General features: G+C 45.1%; 15 protein-coding genes and 1 rRNA gene. All 16 read left to right on the top strand.

The window, feature by feature from the left end:
* Window positions 1-106 precede the first annotated feature (106 nt).
* The 16 genes from rrf (at window position 107) to H70737_RS26875 (ending at window position 17,428) form a co-directional block, all read left to right on the top strand.
* Window positions 107-223: ribosomal RNA gene (rrf, locus tag H70737_RS26950) — 5S ribosomal RNA — on the top strand.
* 421 nt (window positions 224-644) lie between these two features.
* Window positions 645-1,817, top strand: coding sequence for a GNAT family N-acetyltransferase (locus H70737_RS26945; RefSeq protein ID WP_042192216.1), 1,173 nt, complete (start codon window positions 645-647; stop codon window positions 1,815-1,817).
* 386 nt (window positions 1,818-2,203) lie between these two features.
* Window positions 2,204-2,665 carry a CtsR family transcriptional regulator gene (locus tag H70737_RS26940; RefSeq protein WP_042131251.1) on the top strand — a complete coding sequence of 154 codons (462 nt, stop codon included), beginning with the start codon at window positions 2,204-2,206 and terminating at the stop codon, window positions 2,663-2,665.
* Between the two features lie 30 nt (window positions 2,666-2,695).
* Window positions 2,696-3,220, top strand: a complete 525-nt coding sequence (locus H70737_RS26935; protein WP_042192214.1) for a protein-arginine kinase activator protein McsA — start codon at window positions 2,696-2,698, stop codon at window positions 3,218-3,220.
* 28 nt (window positions 3,221-3,248) lie between these two features.
* A complete protein-coding gene (locus H70737_RS26930; protein ID WP_042192210.1) occupies window positions 3,249-4,313 on the top strand; it encodes a protein-arginine kinase McsB in 1,065 nt (354 codons plus the stop codon).
* A gap of 35 nt (window positions 4,314-4,348) precedes the next feature.
* Entirely contained in the window at window positions 4,349-6,817 is a 2,469-nt protein-coding gene (clpC, locus tag H70737_RS26925; RefSeq protein WP_042131248.1) for an ATP-dependent protease ATP-binding subunit ClpC, read from the top strand.
* A 192-nt stretch (window positions 6,818-7,009) separates the two neighbouring features.
* Complete coding sequence (gene radA, locus H70737_RS26920) at window positions 7,010-8,377, top strand: DNA repair protein RadA (RefSeq protein ID WP_042131247.1); 1,368 nt, start codon at window positions 7,010-7,012, stop codon at window positions 8,375-8,377.
* Between the two features lie 14 nt (window positions 8,378-8,391).
* Window positions 8,392-9,468: a DNA integrity scanning diadenylate cyclase DisA gene (gene disA, locus H70737_RS26915; RefSeq protein WP_042131246.1), complete on the top strand. Its 1,077-nt coding sequence runs from the start codon at window positions 8,392-8,394 to the stop codon at window positions 9,466-9,468.
* A gap of 64 nt (window positions 9,469-9,532) precedes the next feature.
* On the top strand, window positions 9,533-10,270 hold the full coding sequence (pssA, locus tag H70737_RS26910; protein ID WP_042192208.1) for a CDP-diacylglycerol--serine O-phosphatidyltransferase: 738 nt from the start codon (window positions 9,533-9,535) through the stop codon (window positions 10,268-10,270).
* Between the two features lie 179 nt (window positions 10,271-10,449).
* A complete protein-coding gene (locus H70737_RS26905; protein ID WP_042131244.1) occupies window positions 10,450-11,538 on the top strand; it encodes a PIN/TRAM domain-containing protein in 1,089 nt (362 codons plus the stop codon).
* 95 nt (window positions 11,539-11,633) lie between these two features.
* Window positions 11,634-12,332, top strand: a complete 699-nt coding sequence (gene ispD, locus H70737_RS26900; RefSeq protein ID WP_042192206.1) for a 2-C-methyl-D-erythritol 4-phosphate cytidylyltransferase — start codon at window positions 11,634-11,636, stop codon at window positions 12,330-12,332.
* Window positions 12,329-12,817, top strand: coding sequence for a 2-C-methyl-D-erythritol 2,4-cyclodiphosphate synthase (gene ispF, locus H70737_RS26895; RefSeq protein WP_042192203.1), 489 nt, complete (start codon window positions 12,329-12,331; stop codon window positions 12,815-12,817). The genes ispD and ispF overlap by 4 nt, the downstream gene beginning before the upstream one ends.
* 53 nt (window positions 12,818-12,870) lie before the next feature.
* A complete protein-coding gene (gene gltX / locus H70737_RS26890; protein ID WP_042192201.1) occupies window positions 12,871-14,334 on the top strand; it encodes a glutamate--tRNA ligase in 1,464 nt (487 codons plus the stop codon).
* A gap of 511 nt (window positions 14,335-14,845) precedes the next feature.
* Window positions 14,846-15,538 carry a serine O-acetyltransferase gene (gene cysE / locus H70737_RS26885; RefSeq protein ID WP_042192199.1) on the top strand — a complete coding sequence of 231 codons (693 nt, stop codon included), beginning with the start codon at window positions 14,846-14,848 and terminating at the stop codon, window positions 15,536-15,538.
* Window positions 15,539-15,587: 49 nt separating this feature from the next.
* Window positions 15,588-16,997, top strand: coding sequence for a cysteine--tRNA ligase (gene cysS / locus H70737_RS26880; protein WP_042192197.1), 1,410 nt, complete (start codon window positions 15,588-15,590; stop codon window positions 16,995-16,997).
* Window positions 16,994-17,428 (top strand): Mini-ribonuclease 3, encoded by a 435-nt coding sequence (locus H70737_RS26875; RefSeq protein WP_042192194.1) that lies wholly within the window; start codon window positions 16,994-16,996, stop codon window positions 17,426-17,428. Before cysS ends, H70737_RS26875 begins: the two co-directional genes overlap by 4 nt.
* Window positions 17,429-17,452: the final 24 nt, after the last annotated feature.

The following is a 17,452-nucleotide window of genomic DNA, read 5'->3' as shown; positions in this document are numbered from 1 at the left end:
GATTCAGTTTTCAGGCGACTCAAGCCTGTAACACGCTTAGGAATTCATTCTCACTTCTGGTGATGAACGAAATTTCACGCGGCAGCGTCTGTTTCACAGACGCATGTTTGGTGGCGATAGCGGAGGGGTTCCACGCGTACCCATCCCGAACACGACCGTTAAGCCCTCCAGCGCCGATGGTACTTGGACCGAAGGGTCCTGGGAGAGTAGGACGTTGCCAAGCACAATTAGACCACTGTTGAGTAATCGACAGTGGCTTTTTTGCGTTTATTATAGACTGTGGAAAACTTGTGGATAAACATTTGGATTTGCAGAAAAGTTACGCACATGTGGATAGATGATTGAAGGAGAAATAATCCCTAAATAGTGTGGATTAAATACATAATTATATGGATCTGTCAACAGAAAACCTAAGTAGTACACGGGTTGCTGTGGATATAGCCGGGATTATGTGGATAGAGCTATTGATAAGTGGATAACTATTTTAACTTGGATGTGACAAGATTTCAAGACTATTTTTAAAACTGCATAGAGCTGTGGATAACTAAAAATAAAGTTATAAATAATGCAATAGATTAGCGTACAATTGACGCTCTTGTTATACTTATCCTAAATAGTAATCTTATAAAGGATGAGGTGAGTTTGTGGTAATAAGACAGTTACGTTCAGAAGAATTCGATGCAAGCATGAACTTGTCAGAATATGCTTTTCAGTACAAGCTTCCTAGTGAAAAAAGGGCAAGTGCTAAGGAAAGATTTAAGGCTGAACAGGTATGGGGTGCTTTTGAGGACGGAACATTGGAAGCTAAATTGACGATTATTCCTTTCCAAGTCTACATACAGGGCAGAGTGGTACCTATGGGTGGTATAGCAGGAGTGGCTACATGGCCAGAGAACCGCAGACAAGGACATGTGGCAAATCTATTGTCTCATGCGCTGCATACGATGAATGAGGCAGGTCAAACGCTCTCTTTTCTACACCCGTTCTTGATTCCGTTTTATCGTAAATTTGGCTGGGAGGTTTATTGTGAATATAAGAAATACTCTATTCCAGTAGCGAAGTTTCCCAAAAAGGTCGAAGTTGAGGGCAAGGTTAAACGGGATATAAAAGATATCGAAGTATTAGATAGCCTATACAATCGATTCGCTGTCAGATATAACGGGACACTTAAGCGCGATTTGGACTGGTGGGAGAACTCTGTTCTAGATGATGAAGGAAAGAGTGCAGTATTTTACTCCAAGAGTGGTGAACCAGAGGGATATGTGCTGTATAAGGTAGAGAACAGAGAACTGGTTATTGATGAATTTGTTTTTTTGAATGAACAAGCTCGGCAGGGGCTGTGGACATTTCTTGCGAACCATGATTCGATGGTGACCGGTGCATCCTTAAAGCTGGTGCCTTCGGATGACATATTACCTTTCTTGCTGCCAGATCCACGTATAGGACAAGAGAATTATCCTTATTTTATGGGGCGGATTGTTAATGCCAAGTCATTCATTGAAACTTACGCCTTCAGAGGAAACAGTAGTCAAAAGAAGCAGCTTATATATATCGAAGATAAGTATGCACCTTGGAATGATGGGTTATGGGCATGGAATATCTCTAATGAGGGCTCGGCTACTTTGATTCGAGTGGAAGGGGAACGGGCGGAAGCAGACTTGAGCTGTGATATAGGCACTTTGACGGCCTTGATGCTTGGATACAAACGACCAACAGAGATGGCACGTTATGGAAGTGTCTCTGGCCACGCAGCAGCACTGGAATGGTTTGAAGAAATTATTCCACAAGCACAGACAGCTTTATTTGATCATTTTTAAAAATATAAGAAAGTATAAGTTTCATGCTATACATTATCCTTATATTTCTCGCATAAACGCTTATCGCCCTAATAAGGATACCGAAGGCGTTTATACTTGACAAAAATTAGGCTCTCCCCTTCGAAAGAAGTTGGGAGAGTTCTTTATTTCCGAATACATTCGCTGAAAAAAGTGAAAAATAAGAGAATCCACTTGGAATTAGCACAGAATATGTTATAATATTAAAAAGTCAAAGAAAGTCAAAGTCAACGAAGCATAATGACAGCTATTCGATCCTTTGAACACGTGGGATTTCCACAAATGTTTAAGTTCAATTAAAGACCATTGTCATTATGAATGCAAGTTGCAATCGGTATTATAAAGATTTAAGCACTGGAGGATGAGTGATGCGCAATATCTCTGATATTATCGAACAATATCTGAAGAATATTTTGCATGAAAGTCCCGAAGGTACGGTGGAAATCCAGCGAAATGACCTGGCGGACCAGTTCTCATGCGTACCGTCACAGATCAATTATGTCATCAGTACACGCTTTACTCTGGAAAAAGGTTATGTAGTGGAAAGTAAGCGTGGTGGCGGGGGATATATTCGTATTCAACGTTTTGAATTACCACCTAACGTGGCACTGCATGCCCATTTAAACCATACTATAGGTGGCGGGATTGATCAGAACGCTGCTGAAGGGCTGATTTATCAGCTGGAGGAAGCTGGTTTTCTAAGTAAGCGTGAAGCGTGCCTTATGCGCGCTGCTGTTTCTCGGGAATGCCTAACGGTTAAGATTCCATACCGGGATGAGATTCGTGCCAAGATTATGAAGGCGATGTTAATCTCTTTGTTAGGCAAATAATTGTCAACCATAAGGGAGGGGCTTTCGCTTATGCAATGCCAGGAATGTGGCGTCAAGCCGGCAACACTCCACTTCACTAAGATCGTGAATGGAGAGAAGACGGAGTTTCATATCTGCGAGAGCTGTGCACGGGAGAAGGGTGAACTCATTCCCGGAACGGCTGGAGGATTCTCCATCCACAGTCTGCTCTCAGGTCTGCTTGATCTTGAAGGTGCCGGCAAGGAGAAGTCGGCTGCAACGAAGACTACGCAGAGTCTGCAATGTGAGAATTGTGGGATGACGTACTCCCAGTTTAGCAAATTAGGCCGTTTTGGCTGTAGCTCCTGTTATGAATATTTTAACAGCGCACTGGACCCGCTTTTTAAGCGAGTGCATGGCAGTACTTCACATGTAGGTAAGATTCCGAAACGTGCAGGAGCTCAGATTGTGTTTAGACGCCAAATTGATGAACTCAAGCAGGAATTACAGCAAAGTATTACACAAGAAGAATTCGAGAAAGCAGCGGAGCTGCGAGATCAGATTCGTAAACTTGAAAAAGAAATAGCACAAGAGTAAAGTCTTTGATATATAGGGGGGATATGACATGTCAAGTCTCCGATTTACTGAACAAGCGCTTAGTGATTGGATGCGTTCTGGAGGTAGTCATTCCGAGATTGTAATTAGCAGTCGTATGCGTATTGCCCGTAATCTAGAGCATCTTCCATTCCCAATGCTGGCTTCCTTAGAGCAATCGGAAGAAGTATTAGAGTTACTGGCTCCTGTGTTTCATGAGGAAGCAGCTGCAGATTTCGGATCTTTTCAACTCCTAAAGCTTGATGAAGTGAATGAACTGGACAAAAAGGTACTGGTTGAGAAGCATCTAATCAGTCCTAACTTGGCTAATGATTCGCGCAGTGCGGCTGTCTTATTAAATGAAGATGAGTCGGTCAGCATCATGATTAACGAAGAGGACCATCTGCGAATCCAGTGTCTGTTTCCTGGTCTTCAGGTTAGAGAAGCATGGGATCGTGCGACGGCGATCGATGATATATTCGAGGCAGCTGTCAATTACGCTTTTGATGATAAAAGAGGATATTTGACTAGTTGTCCCACCAATGTTGGTACGGGGCTTCGTGCCTCGGTAATGCTGCATCTACCAGCGCTTGTAATGACTCATCAGATCAATCGCATATTGTCTGCAGTGAACCAAGTGGGATTGACTGTAAGAGGAATTTACGGTGAGGGTAGCGAAGCAGTAGGGAACATCTTTCAAATTTCTAATCAGATCACCCTCGGTCAAACGGAAAGTGAAATTATAGAGAACCTTCACAGTGTAGTTACCCAGATTATTGAGCATGAGCGAAATGCACGTGAACGGTTGCTTGTTGATTCCGCCCTGAGAATAACAGACCGAGTGAAGCGTTCTTACGGAATTTTATGTTATGCAGCTCTTATGGAGCTTAAAGAATCTGCTCAACGCTTGTCTGATGTGAGACTTGGGGTTGACCTTGGCATTCTGGAAGGTCTTTCGATCTCAGTGCTTAATGAACTTAACGTTAAGACACAGCCAGGATTTCTACAAAAGATGTTCGGCGATGAGCTGAACGCTACTGAACGAGATATGTATCGGGCAAAACTGCTCCGAGAGACACTGGGAACACAACATTAATATAGATATTTATTATTCATGGAGGTGCAGGAGATATGATGTTTGGAAGATTTACGGAACGCGCACAAAAAGTGCTAGCGCTGGCGCAGGAAGAAGCTGTTCGTTTAGGACACAACAATATTGGTACAGAACATATTTTGCTCGGACTTATTCGTGAAGGAGACGGCATTGCTGCTAAGGCATTAATAGCTTTAGGGCTAGGTCTTGAAAAAATCCAGGACGAAGTGGAGACACTGATTGGCAGAGGTCAAGAACAGCCTACGAACATTGCTTATACTCCTCGCGCTAAAAAAGTGATTGAGCTGTCGATGGACGAAGCCCGCAAATTGGGTCATACGTATGTTGGCACTGAGCATATTTTGCTTGGACTTATCCGTGAAGGAGAAGGTGTCGCGGCTCGTGTGCTTAATAACCTCGGCATCAGCTTGAACAAAGCTCGTCAACAAGTTCTTCAGCTCCTGGGAAGCAGCGAGGCTGCCTCTAGTCATAGCGGGACTCCGGCTAATGTCAGCACACCGACCCTAGATGGTCTTGCGCGCGATTTGACCGCTTATGCTAAGGAAGGTAATCTAGACCCAGTTATCGGCCGTAGTAAGGAAATTGAACGTGTTATTCAGGTACTGAGTCGCCGGACTAAGAATAACCCGGTACTGATCGGTGAACCTGGTGTTGGTAAAACAGCTATCGCTGAAGGACTTGCACAAAAGATTATCAATAATGAAATCCCAGAAACACTTCGCGACAAACGCGTCATGACGCTCGACATGGGCTCAGTAGTGGCTGGAACAAAATATCGCGGTGAGTTTGAAGACCGCCTCAAGAAAATTATGGATGAGATTCGCCAAGCAGGTAATATCGTGCTCTTTATCGATGAGCTTCATACGCTGATCGGTGCTGGTGGTGCGGAAGGTGCGATTGACGCATCTAACATTCTGAAACCGGCGTTAGCCCGTGGAGAACTTCAGTGCATTGGTGCAACTACGCTTGACGAATATCGTAAATATATTGAAAAAGATGCAGCATTGGAGCGTCGTTTCCAACCGATTACGGTGGATCAGCCATCTCCAGAAGAAGCGGTCCAAATTCTGTTCGGACTTCGCGATCGTTATGAAGCGCATCACCGTGTGAAGATTACGGATGAAGCTATAGTGGAAGCAGTGAAGTTGTCCGATCGTTACATCCCGGATCGTTTCCTGCCAGATAAAGCGATTGACCTTATCGATGAAGCAGGATCTAAAGTAAGGCTTCACTCTTACACTATCCCGCCAAATCTGAAGGAACTTGAAATGCGCTTGGATGATATCCGCAAGGAGAAGGATTCCGCAGTGCAGAGTCAAGAGTTTGAAAAAGCGGCGGCCTTGCGAGATACAGAGCAAAAAATCCGTGAAGAGCTTGATACGACTAAGAATCAATGGAAAGAAAAACAGGGTCGCACGGATTCAGAGGTTACACCTGAAGACATCGCACAGGTTGTAGCTAGCTGGACGGGTATACCTGTAAGCAAGCTGAAGGAAGAGGAGACCGACCGTCTACTTAACATGGAGGCTTTACTGCATGAACGAGTGATCGGTCAGGACGAAGCTGTTAAGGCAGTTAGCCGGGCACTACGCCGTGCGCGTGCGGGTCTTAAAGATCCGAAACGTCCAATGGGTTCCTTTATCTTCCTCGGTCCTACTGGTGTAGGTAAAACTGAGTTGGCTCGTGCATTGGCTGAAGCCATGTTCGGCGATGAGAATGCGGTCATCCGTATTGATATGTCGGAATACATGGAGAAGCACTCCACGTCCCGCTTAGTAGGAGCCCCTCCTGGATATGTTGGCTATGAAGAGGGTGGCCAATTAACTGAGAAGGTACGCCGTAAACCTTATTCTGTAGTGCTGCTTGATGAAATTGAAAAAGCGCACCCAGAAGTATTCAATATTCTGCTGCAAGTTCTTGAAGACGGTCGTTTGACTGACTCTAAAGGACGGGTAGTCGATTTCCGTAATACATTAATTATTCTGACTTCTAACGTAGGCGCACAAGCGATCAAGAAGAATTCGACACTTGGATTCACAGCTGTGCAAGATGCTGGAGCAGAATACGGTAATATGAAGGGCAAGGTTATGGAAGAGCTTAAGAAGAGCTTCCGTCCTGAGTTCTTGAACCGGATTGACGAAATCATCGTCTTCCATTCCCTCGATGAGAAGCATATTGCTGAAATCGTTACGTTGATGTCTGATGAGCTGCGCAAGCGGCTGCGTGAATATGATGTTGATTTCGTACTCACGGATGCGGCTAAGGCTTTCCTGGCTAAGGAAGGTTACGACCCAGCCTTTGGTGCACGTCCATTACGTCGTGCGATTCAGAAGCATATTGAAGACCGTCTTTCCGAGGAATTGTTGAGAGGAAATATCCAAAAGGGTGATTCGCTCAACATTGATGAAGTTGGCGGAGAACTTGTAGTGAATAAAGTGGATGCTCCTGTAGCGCCATTGCTTGAAAAAGAAGTAGAATCCGAATAAAAAAACGGAATAAAAAAAGCTTCCGCTCCTCAGTTTATAGAGGGGCGGAAGCTTTTTTAATATAAATTTATCACTTTAAAATATACATTTAGTACAAATTCCGAATGACCTTTCGTTAAAGGGGCAGAAATGGTAAACTTTCATTAGAAGAAAATATCCGCAATTTAAAAGTTCGGACCGTAAGGAGAACAAATGGCTAAACCAAAAACTAAATTTTTTTGCACCGATTGTGGATACGAATCGCCAAAATGGTTCGGAAAATGTCCCGGGTGCCAAGCTTGGAACTCCATGGTGGAGGAAACGGAAAGCGTAGTCAAAACACAGGGAATGAATGCCCCTATTTTTCATAGTAAAGAAAAGGCACAATCGATCATAAGTATAGAAAGTGACAAGGAACCGCGCATACTGACAGGTATAGGTGAGCTTAACCGTGTTCTCGGTGGGGGGATCGTGCCAGGATCGCTGGTACTAGTAGGGGGAGACCCAGGAATCGGTAAATCTACGCTCTTATTACAGACTTCGCATGCTCTGACAACTCAGGGATTGCGAGTGCTGTACATTTCGGGCGAAGAATCGGTAAGGCAAACAAAACTACGTGCGGATCGCCTCGGTGCGTTGTCAGCTGAGCTATATGTACTATGTGAGACGAATATGGAAAGCATAGAAGAAGCGATTGAACAAATTCAGCCGCAATTTCTTGTTATCGATTCGATTCAGACTGTATTTATGCCAGAAGTAACTAGTGCGCCAGGCAGTGTGACCCAGGTTCGGGAATGTACGACAAGATTTATGCGTATCGCTAAGATTCGGGGAATTGCTACAGTTCTCGTTGGGCATGTCACCAAGGAAGGCGCTATTGCAGGCCCACGGATGCTTGAACATATGGTGGATTGTGTGCTGTATTTTGAGGGAGAGCGGCATCATACGTATAGACTCCTGCGGGCTGTAAAGAACCGCTTCGGTTCAACGAATGAAATCGGCATTTTCGAAATGGGTGAAGTGGGTCTAACAGAAGTAGAAAATCCATCGGAGCTCTTCTTATCTGAGCGTCCACTCGGCGTAGCCGGATCTACAGTCGTGGCTAGTATGGAAGGGACTAGACCGGTGCTTGTTGAGCTTCAGGCTCTTATCGCTGCCACTCATTTCCCCTCCCCACGCCGGGTGTGCACAGGTATGGATCACCAGCGGATGGCACTCATTATCGCTGTACTTGAGAAGCGGATGGGCATGTTCCTGCAAAATCAGGATGCATACCTTAATGTTGCTGGAGGCGTGAAGCTGGATGAACCGGCGATTGATTTAGCAGTAGCTGTTAGTATCGCTTCCAGCTTTCGTGATATTTCAACAAAACCTTACGATGTTTTCTTCGGTGAAGTAGGACTTACAGGTGAAGTAAGAGGTGTTTCACGCGCGGAAATGCGTGTGAAGGAGGCCGCGAAGCTAGGCTTCCGGCGGGTGATCATGCCAGAGAAAAGTTTGAAGGGCTGGAAGCACCCGCAAGATATCCAGATTATTGGCGTCAGTACCGTAGCAGATGCACTATCGGTCGCGTTAGATTAGGGGGCACAGGGATTATGAAAGAATATAACCAATTAGAGAATATGAATGATCTGCTCAGACTGGCGGCACCGGGGACACCCTTTCGGGAAGGTCTTGAGAATGTGCTGCGAGCTAAGACGGGAGCACTAATCGTCGTTGGGTATAGTCCTGAGGTGATGGAGGTAGTGGATGGAGGATTCTCCATTAACTGCGATTTTTCACCCAATTATTTATATGAGCTCGCCAAAATGGACGGTGCCATTATTCTTAGTGAGGATTTGAAACGAATTTTGTATGCAAATACACAGCTAATTCCGGATTCGTCCATCTCTTCAATCGAGACAGGCATTCGTCACCGGACCGCCGAGCGCGTAGCGAAGCAAACAGGTAAACTGGTTGTTTCTATTTCACAGCGCCGCAATATCATTACCCTGTATCAAGGTTCCATTCGGTATGCGTTAAAAGAAATCGGAGCTATTTTGGCTAAAGCTAATCAAGCGATTCAGACCCTCGAAAAGTACAAAGCGGTTCTTACACAAGGACTGACGAATTTGTCTGCTTCGGAGTATGAGGGAATCGTCACCGTAGCTGAAGTGGTCGGAGTGATTCAGCGGGTAGAGATGGTTCTACGCATAAAAATGGAGATCAAACGATATATAAATGAACTAGGCAATGAAGGACGCTTAATCAGCATGCAGATGGAAGAACTGGTTGGAAATACAGAGGAAGAAGCATGGCTCCTATACAGAGACTATGCTAAGGAAGAGCAAGAAGATAAAATTCGTGAAATTATTGCCGGTCTCAAACGTATTAGTGATGATGACCTAATGGATGACAACCATATTGCTCGATTGCTGGGCTACTCTTCTACGGCAATTTCTTCCGAAGAGGTGGTTACTCCGCGTGGATATCGTCTGCTCAACAAGATTCCGCGGCTTCCAAATGTGATCATTCATAATCTGGTGGAGCGGTTTGAAATGCTGCCTAATTTGATGTCTGCAAGCATAGCTGAACTGGATGAAGTGGACGGAATTGGGGAGGTGCGGGCTCGTAATATTCAGGATGGGCTCAAACGTTTACAGAAGCAAGTTCTTATTGACAGGCAAATGTAAATAACATACAATCACGTAATATTGGAGCTGTTTAAGGCCAATGTGAGAAAATTGAGGTGAAGAAATGATACAAAAATCAATTCCGAGTCTTTTTACCATAGGTAACTTGATGCTCGGAATGTTTGGTATCATGATGGCGTTTGACGGTAAAGTTAGCATGGCCGCTATCATGGTTATTATTGCTATGCTGTTAGACGGATTGGATGGCCGAGTTGCTCGTGCACTTAAATGTGAGAGTGAATTTGGTAAGGAACTGGACTCTTTGTCTGATGTCGTTTCTTTTGGAGTAGCACCGGCTGTTATTATGTACGTCTCAAGCCTGCATGATTTAAATTCTGCATTAGCCTGGACAGTAACTGCAATTTTCCCGGTGTTTGGTGCATTGCGCCTAGCTCGCTTTAATGTTCATCCAGGAGTTCCTGGTTATTTCATCGGATTGCCAATTCCTGCTGCTGGTGGTGTACTTGCCACATTAGCTCTTTTTAATAAAGATGTTTCTGCTCCATTTATGATCGTGGCTACATTGCTCTTATCATATTTGATGGTCAGCACTGTTAAATATCCTAATTTTAAGAAGGTTGGATTACCTAAAAAAGTGGTTGTCGGAGCGCCAGTAGTCATTGTTGTTGCCGTGGCTGTTGCTGTTGTGTTCCCTGAACAAATTGCTAAGCTAATCTTCGTCTTACTTGGCATTTACGCGTTATATGGTTTTAAACAAAACATCGATCGATTGACAGCCAGACGCCGTCACCGTCGTAGAAGACGTTCTGAAGATAAAGTGTATCACTCGAAGAACGGTTAAAGCAGTCTTGTAGTAAGGTTGAACTAATATAATTATAGCTAGAGGCTTTGTCGTCCTTAGGGGATGGCAAAGCCTTTTTGCAATTCCAGCGCTACCCCAAGTTTATCGTCTTGAAAATTGGAACATACTGGTGAGGTATAGATCATTCAAGGATGAATAAAAAGGAGGTGCGTTAGGTTATGTGGAAAAAAGTGATATTGTCTTTTGCTTTAATATGTGGTGCTTGGTCTGGTTTTTCGCTATACCATGCGCTTGAAAGAGGATTCCCCAAGGGAATGGAAAAGCTGAGTGAAAGTTTACCTGTAGAGGGAAGCATTTTATTTACGGTGCTGGGTGCCATTATTTTTTTGTTTGCGGGGTCTTTATGCGCGGAATGGGGAGGTTCAAAACTGCGGGAGGCGGTTCTGTACTGTTCGCGTATACCAATGAATGAATTGGCTGCAGGTGCAGCTGGGCTTACAGGAGGGCTTTTGCTATCTCTTCTGTTATATCCTGCTATGATTTGGCTTGGAAAAGCTGGGCAGTTGCTGCAGGTACCCGTTACGTTAGCTTTTGGATATATGGGGCTGCGGATCGGTCTGGAGAAAAAAGAGGAACTAGCTGCACTTTGGACAACTGGACGCTGGGGGCAAGCGGCTGAACCGGAAGGTCGTGGCCTGGAGGAGCATAAAATCCTCGATACGAGCGTTATTATTGATGGGCGGATCGCCGACATTTGCAAAACTGGATTTATTGAGGGAACGATTGTCATACCGGAATTCGTACTTGAGGAGCTCCAGCATATCGCAGATTCTTCCGATCTACTGAAACGTAATCGCGGACGGCGGGGACTTGATATTCTCAATAAAATCCAAAAAGAGCTCGATGTGAAGGTATTAATCTACGAGGGAGATTTTGAAGAAATCTCTGAGGTGGATAGTAAGCTGGTGAAGTTAGCGAAGGTACTGCGAGGTAAAGTAGTTACCAATGACTTTAACTTGAATAAGGTTTGCGAATTACAAGGAGTCTCAGTCCTGAATATTAATGATCTTGCGAATGCCGTGAAGCCCGTAGTGTTGCCTGGTGAGGAAATCGTAGTTCAGGTCATTAAGGATGGCAAAGAGCATGGACAAGGCGTAGCCTATTTAGACGATGGAACAATGATCGTTGTGGAAGGCGGACGGGAATATATCGGAACTACGATGGAGGTTCTCGTCACGAGTGTGCTTCAAACCTCAGCTGGACGGATGATATTTGCGAAGCCAAAGCTCTTGGAAAAAGCACAATAAGCGTAGATAAAGTGCATGGCAAATGTCCTATGGGTTGGAAATGCCCGCCAAACACGTTATGATGGGAATATACGTGAAAGACAGGAGCCTGAGTAATGTCAAACAGTGTGGGCGTCGTCATTGTGGCGGCAGGCAGAGGAACGCGAATGGGGACTGTAGAGAGCAAGCAATATCTGTTACTGCAGGGGAAACCAATCATCGTTCATACGCTGGAAGTATTTCAGCAGCACGAATTGATTTCTGAAATCGTGCTCGTAACCGGTAAGGAAGATATTGAGCGCTGCCGGGAATGGATACAGCTCTATAAGCTGGACAAGGTTAAGGCTATAGTACCTGGTGGATCTGAGCGTCAGCATTCCGTACATAAAGGATTGTTGAAACTTACGACACAGTGGGTAATGGTACATGATGGTGTTCGTCCGTTTGTGCAGCCGAATGAAATTGAGGCATGTTATGAGCGAGCGAAGCAGATCGGTGCTTCAGTTCTTGCTGTACCCGTCAAAGATACGATCAAACAGGTAGATAACGAAGGCAAAGTACTGTCTACGCCGGATCGGCGAAGTCTGTGGGCGATTCAAACCCCGCAGACTTTTCGTCTTTCTGAATTGCTGGATGCCTATGCGGCCGCGGAGCGGGATGGATTTCTAGGTACTGATGATTCCAGCTTGGCAGAGCGTGCTGGTATTCCGGTTTCTGTGGTAGAGGGAAGCTACAGAAATATTAAGATTACGACGCCAGATGATTTGGATTTTGCGGAATTCACAGAAAGAAACAGGGGAGAGGGACAATCATGATCGCTGTAGGACAAGGGTTTGATGTACATCAACTGGTTGAGGGAAGGCCTTGTATTATTGGAGGCGTTACGATTCCTTATGAAAAAGGATTAGTAGGACATTCCGATGCCGATGTGCTGCTGCACGCAGTAAGTGACGCGATTCTAGGCGCACTAGGACTTGGTGATATTGGCAGACATTTTCCGGACACAGATCCAGCGTTTAAGGACGCGGATAGCTTGAAATTATTAGAACAAGTGTGGGCACTTGCTAGCGAGCGAGGTTATAAGCTTGGAAATATCGATTCAACGATTATTGCCCAAAAACCAAAGATGGCGCCATACATTCCACAAATGACGGAGATTATTGCTCGTGCGCTTCACGCGGACCCGTCCAAGGTGAACGTTAAAGCTACGACTACTGAACAGCTTGGTTTTGCTGGTCGTGGTGAAGGAATTGCCGCACAATCTATTGTCTGTCTACTCCAAGATGTGATATCATCTTGAGATGGTCTAAGTAGCAAATCTAAGTTTTAACCATATGAAGCGGAGGGAATATAATGACGGATCAAGTCCGGGTGCGTTACGCACCGAGCCCTACGGGACATTTACATATAGGTAACGCCAGAACGGCGCTGTTTAACTATCTGTTCGCCCGTAATAAAGGCGGTAAATTCATTATCAGAATTGAAGATACAGACGTGAAGCGCAATGTCGCAGGCGGCGAAGAGAGCCAGCTTAAGTATTTGAAATGGCTAGGCATGGATTGGGATGAGAGTGTTGATGTTGGCGGAGAGTACGGACCTTACCGCCAGACTGAACGTCTTGACCTATATCGTGTATATTGGCAGGATTTGCTGGACAAAGGTTTGGCTTACCGCTGCTACTGCACAGAGGAAGAACTGGAAGCAGAACGTGAAGAACAGACTGCACGTGGAGAAACCCCTCGTTATTCCGGCAAACACCGTGATTTGACGGAAGAACAACGCCTTGCCTTTGAAGCTGAGGGACGAGTAGCTAGCATTCGCTTCCGTGTACCAGAAGATCGTACGTACACGTTTGATGATATTGTAAAAGGTACTATTTCTTTTGATACGAAAGAAATGGGTGATTTTGTTATCGTGAAGAAGGACGGAATTCCGACCTATAACTTTGCGGTAGCTGTTGATGATTATCTGATGGCTATCACCCATGTACTACGTGGGGAAGATCATATTTCCAACACACCACGTCAGCTTATGATCTATGAGGCTCTTGGTTGGAACCCCCCAATATTTGGTCATATGACACTGATTGTCGGTGACAACCATAAGAAGCTTAGCAAGCGGGATCAATCTGTAATTACATTTATTGAGCAATATGATGAATTGGGTTACTTGCCTGAGGCTTTGGTTAACTTCATTTCTCTACTGGGCTGGTCGCCAGAGGGAGAAGAGGAGATCTTCAGCAAAGAAGAACTTATTTCTATTTTTGATGCGGACCGTTTGTCCAAAAGTCCGGCTGTATTCGACAAGCACAAGCTGGCGCATCTAAATAATCACTATATTAAGCATGCTGATCCTAAACGGATCTCGGCATTAGCGATTCCACATCTGCAAAAAGCGGGGAAAATACCGGCTGAGCTGAATGATGAGCAGCAGGCATGGGCAGAAAGCCTTGTAGCACTGTATCAAGAGCAGATGAACTCTGCCTCCGATATCGTAGAGCTATCTGAACTATTCTTCCGCAGCCATCTCGAGTTAGAAACAGAAGCGGCGCAGGTTCTGGCGGAAAGCCAAGTGCCTGAAGTCTTGTCTGCTTTCCTAGCTAAGGTTGAAGCTTGTCAGGATTTCAGTGCTAGTAATATGGCTGTACTGATCAAGGAAGTGCAGAAAGAAACAGGGCACAAAGGCAAAGCGCTCTTTATGCCGATACGTGTGGCTTTGACCGGACAAACGCACGGACGTGATCTTAATATAACGATTGCTTTGCTCGGCCAAAACCGTGTCATCGAACGTTTGAAATCACAAATTAAAGGAGCTTAAGGTAGTATTACTTATCATTAAGCCTCTTGTCAGTCCCTTAGCTTTTACGCTAAGATAGAACCATATGATAATAGCTGTGATCAGGAGAAGTACGTCCATAAAGGCAATTACCAGAGAGAATAACCGAGAAAGGGATACCCTTTCGGGCTGGGAGTTATTCATTTGTCCGGGGCAGAACATGCGCCTGTGAGCTGCACGGTTGAACGATCCTAAAGGCTCGTTAGATCGCGCCGGGTACATCGCCGTTAATGATGCCAAGTGGAACGAAGGAACTCTGCCGATGGTAACAACAGCAGTCTGTTTGATTCGTTCAAGCAGAGTGGAACCGCGGTTAAACGTCTCTGCAGCTTTATGCTGCAGGGGCTTTTTTTGTTTCAGGGTATCTTTTCTAATATAACAAACCAAGCAAACACCCACAGCATATGTATGATAAGAATGATGGATTGGAGACAATACCTTCCTTGTGTACCTGTAAACAGGAGATGGGGGAGTCAAGAAGAGAGGAACCGTGATGTTTAAGCATATTAAGTCGGACATTCGGGCGGTATTTGATAACGATCCCGCTGCCCGCAGCTGGTTCGAGGTTGTCTTCACATATGCAGGGTTGCACGCCATTTGGGGTCACCGGATTGCCCATTCTTTTTTCAAACGCCGCTGGTATACAATGGCCCGTATGGTCTCACAGTTTAGTAGATTTATGACCGGTGTTGAGATCCATCCCGGAGCTGTCATCGGAAATAGGCTGTTTATCGACCATGGTATGGGGATTGTTATTGGGGAAACCTGTGAAATCGGTGATGATGTTATTATCTATCAAGGTGTTACACTTGGGGGGACAGGGAAAGAAAAAGGTAAGCGCCATCCCACAGTTGGCAACAATGTAGTTATTGGTTCTGGTGCGAAGGTATTAGGATCGTTTCGTATCGGCGACAATTCAAATATAGGTTCGAATGCGGTTGTGCTGCGTGAAGTTCCAAATAACAGTACAGTAGTAGGAAACCCGGGCCGTGTAGTAAAACGTAACGGTGAACGTGTATCCGATCGCTTGGATCATACCAAGATGCCAGACCCGCTTGTAGATTCACTTCGCTTTCTGCAAAAAGAGATCGAAGAGATCAGAGAGAAGCTTGGCGAAGAAGATAAGCAAAAGACCGCGCAGCGGCTAGTCGAAACTCAGCAGTACATTGGTGATTACGAAATTTAAGCATATCCGGTACTTAAGGAATCGGGACAACAGAAAGGGTTGGAATAGGATGGCTTTACAAATTTACAACACAATGACACGCAGCAAGGAGCAGTTTGTGCCCCAAGAGTCGGGCAAAGTGAAAATGTATGTATGTGGTCCAACCGTTTATGGATATATGCATATCGGAAATGCTAGACCTATTATTGTCTTTGATATGGTCCGGAATTATTTGGAGCAACTCGGCAATGAGGTACGGTATGTTACGAACTTCACAGATGTAGATGATAAACTGATACGCAAAGCAGAAGAAATGAACACTTCAGTAGCAGAGGTTGCTGAGATTTTTATTAATGCTTATCGTGAGGATCTTGAAGGGCTTGGAGTAAAACCGGCAACATTGAATCCGCGGGTAACAGAAAGCATGGAGCTGATCATTGGATTCATTAAAGAGCTCGAGGAAAAAGGGTATGCCTACGAGAGTGGTGGCGATGTATACTACCGTACTTCCAAATTTGAAGACTATGGTAAGCTGTCCCGTCAGAATCTAGATGAATTACAGTTTGGTATTCGCGTGGAGGTAGACTCACGGAAAGAGAAACCTGAGGACTTTGTGCTGTGGAAAGCAGCAAAACCAGGTGAAGTGTACTGGCAGAGCCCGTGGGGAAATGGACGCCCGGGCTGGCATATTGAATGCTCGGCCATGGCAAGAGAGTTCTTGGGGGATACGATGGACATCCACGGGGGTGGACAAGATTTGCAGTTCCCGCATCATGAATGCGAATGCGCTCAGACAGAAGCTCTGACGGGTAAGCCACTCTCTAATTATTGGATGCATAATGGATTTATCAACATCGGTGATGAAAAAATGTCGAAATCATTGGGTAACGGATGGCTTGTGAAAGATATCCGTGGGCAATTTAAAGCTGGAACTATTCGTTATTTCATGCTATCGACCCATTATCGTAATCCGTTGAACTTCTCGGTGGATTCAATGACTTCAGCTGAAAAGAGCGTAGAACGTATCTCACTAGCAGAAAGTAACGTTAAGCATCGTCTTGAACTTGCTGCTGAAGGTGCCCAGGGTGAGGTCAGCTTAGAGATTAATGATAAGTTATCTGCTATTGTGGCCAATTTTCATGCTAGAATGCAGGATGACTTTAATACCCCTGATGCGATTACCGCTATGTTTGATTGGGTGAGTCTTGCAAACCATACCCTTGCGAATAGTGAAGCAGCCCCTGCTGATTTTGCTGCGTTGCTGCAAGCTTTTGGGGAAATGAATGCTGTGCTGCGTTTAACACCTGAGCATGAGGAAGAAGAGATCGCGAGTGAAGAAGTTGAACGATTGATCGCGGAGCGGGTTGAAGCGCGTAAGAATAAAAATTGGAGCCGGTCCGATGAGATTCGTGATGAATTAGGTCGCTTGGGCATATTGCTTGAGGATACTCCGCAGGGAATGCGGTGGCGGCGGAAATGAGTGAGGAACGTAAGTTTCAGAACGGGTGGTTTCCTTACGAGCCTTCCAAACCTGCGCGACTCCTCTCGCCAATTGTGCTTGCCTATGTAGGAGATGCCATTTACGAAGTGTCAGTTCGCCAGTATTTAGTATCTCTTCCGAATTTGCGCCCAAACCATTTGCATCGCTCTGCTACAGGACTTGTATCCGCTAAGGCGCAGAGTGCAATTCTTGGATTTCTGGAGCCAAGTCTCACAGAAGAGGAAAAAGATGTCGCCCGTCAGGGGAGAAATGCTAAATCGGGAAGTATTCCTAAGAATGCAGATGTGCTTGAATACCGTCATGCTACTGCTTTTGAGTGTCTGATAGGTTACTTATACTACACAGGTCAACAGGAAAGAATACAAGAAATTGTGAACAGTGGCATACAGTTTATGTTGAAACAGCCGTGATAAGGCTTTTGCGAAATAGAGAAT

The sequence above is a fragment of the Paenibacillus sp. FSL H7-0737 genome, from assembly GCF_000758545.1.
Lineage (GTDB): Bacteria > Bacillota > Bacilli > Paenibacillales > Paenibacillaceae > Paenibacillus_AQ.
This window is presented reverse-complemented; position numbering and strand designations above follow the sequence as displayed.

Bases quoted from the DNA above. Each gene is read 5' to 3' on its own strand.
- radA (WP_042131247.1), top strand. From the start codon at position 7,010: ATGGCTAAACCAAAAACTAAATTTTTTTGCACCGATTGTGGATACGAA.
- H70737_RS26935 (WP_042192214.1), top strand. From the start codon at position 2,696: ATGCAATGCCAGGAATGTGGCGTCAAGCCGGCAACACTCCACTTCACT.
- H70737_RS26930 (WP_042192210.1), top strand. From the start codon at position 3,249: ATGTCAAGTCTCCGATTTACTGAACAAGCGCTTAGTGATTGGATGCGT.
- disA (WP_042131246.1), top strand. From the start codon at position 8,392: ATGAAAGAATATAACCAATTAGAGAATATGAATGATCTGCTCAGACTG.
- pssA (WP_042192208.1), top strand. From the start codon at position 9,533: ATGATACAAAAATCAATTCCGAGTCTTTTTACCATAGGTAACTTGATG.
- clpC (WP_042131248.1), top strand. From the start codon at position 4,349: ATGATGTTTGGAAGATTTACGGAACGCGCACAAAAAGTGCTAGCGCTG.
- gltX (WP_042192201.1), top strand. From the start codon at position 12,871: ATGACGGATCAAGTCCGGGTGCGTTACGCACCGAGCCCTACGGGACAT.
- H70737_RS26940 (WP_042131251.1), top strand. From the start codon at position 2,204: ATGCGCAATATCTCTGATATTATCGAACAATATCTGAAGAATATTTTG.
- ispF (WP_042192203.1), top strand. From the start codon at position 12,329: ATGATCGCTGTAGGACAAGGGTTTGATGTACATCAACTGGTTGAGGGA.
- cysE (WP_042192199.1), top strand. From the start codon at position 14,846: ATGTTTAAGCATATTAAGTCGGACATTCGGGCGGTATTTGATAACGAT.
- H70737_RS26875 (WP_042192194.1), top strand. From the start codon at position 16,994: ATGAGTGAGGAACGTAAGTTTCAGAACGGGTGGTTTCCTTACGAGCCT.
- H70737_RS26905 (WP_042131244.1), top strand. From the start codon at position 10,450: ATGTGGAAAAAAGTGATATTGTCTTTTGCTTTAATATGTGGTGCTTGG.
- ispD (WP_042192206.1), top strand. From the start codon at position 11,634: ATGTCAAACAGTGTGGGCGTCGTCATTGTGGCGGCAGGCAGAGGAACG.
- cysS (WP_042192197.1), top strand. From the start codon at position 15,588: ATGGCTTTACAAATTTACAACACAATGACACGCAGCAAGGAGCAGTTT.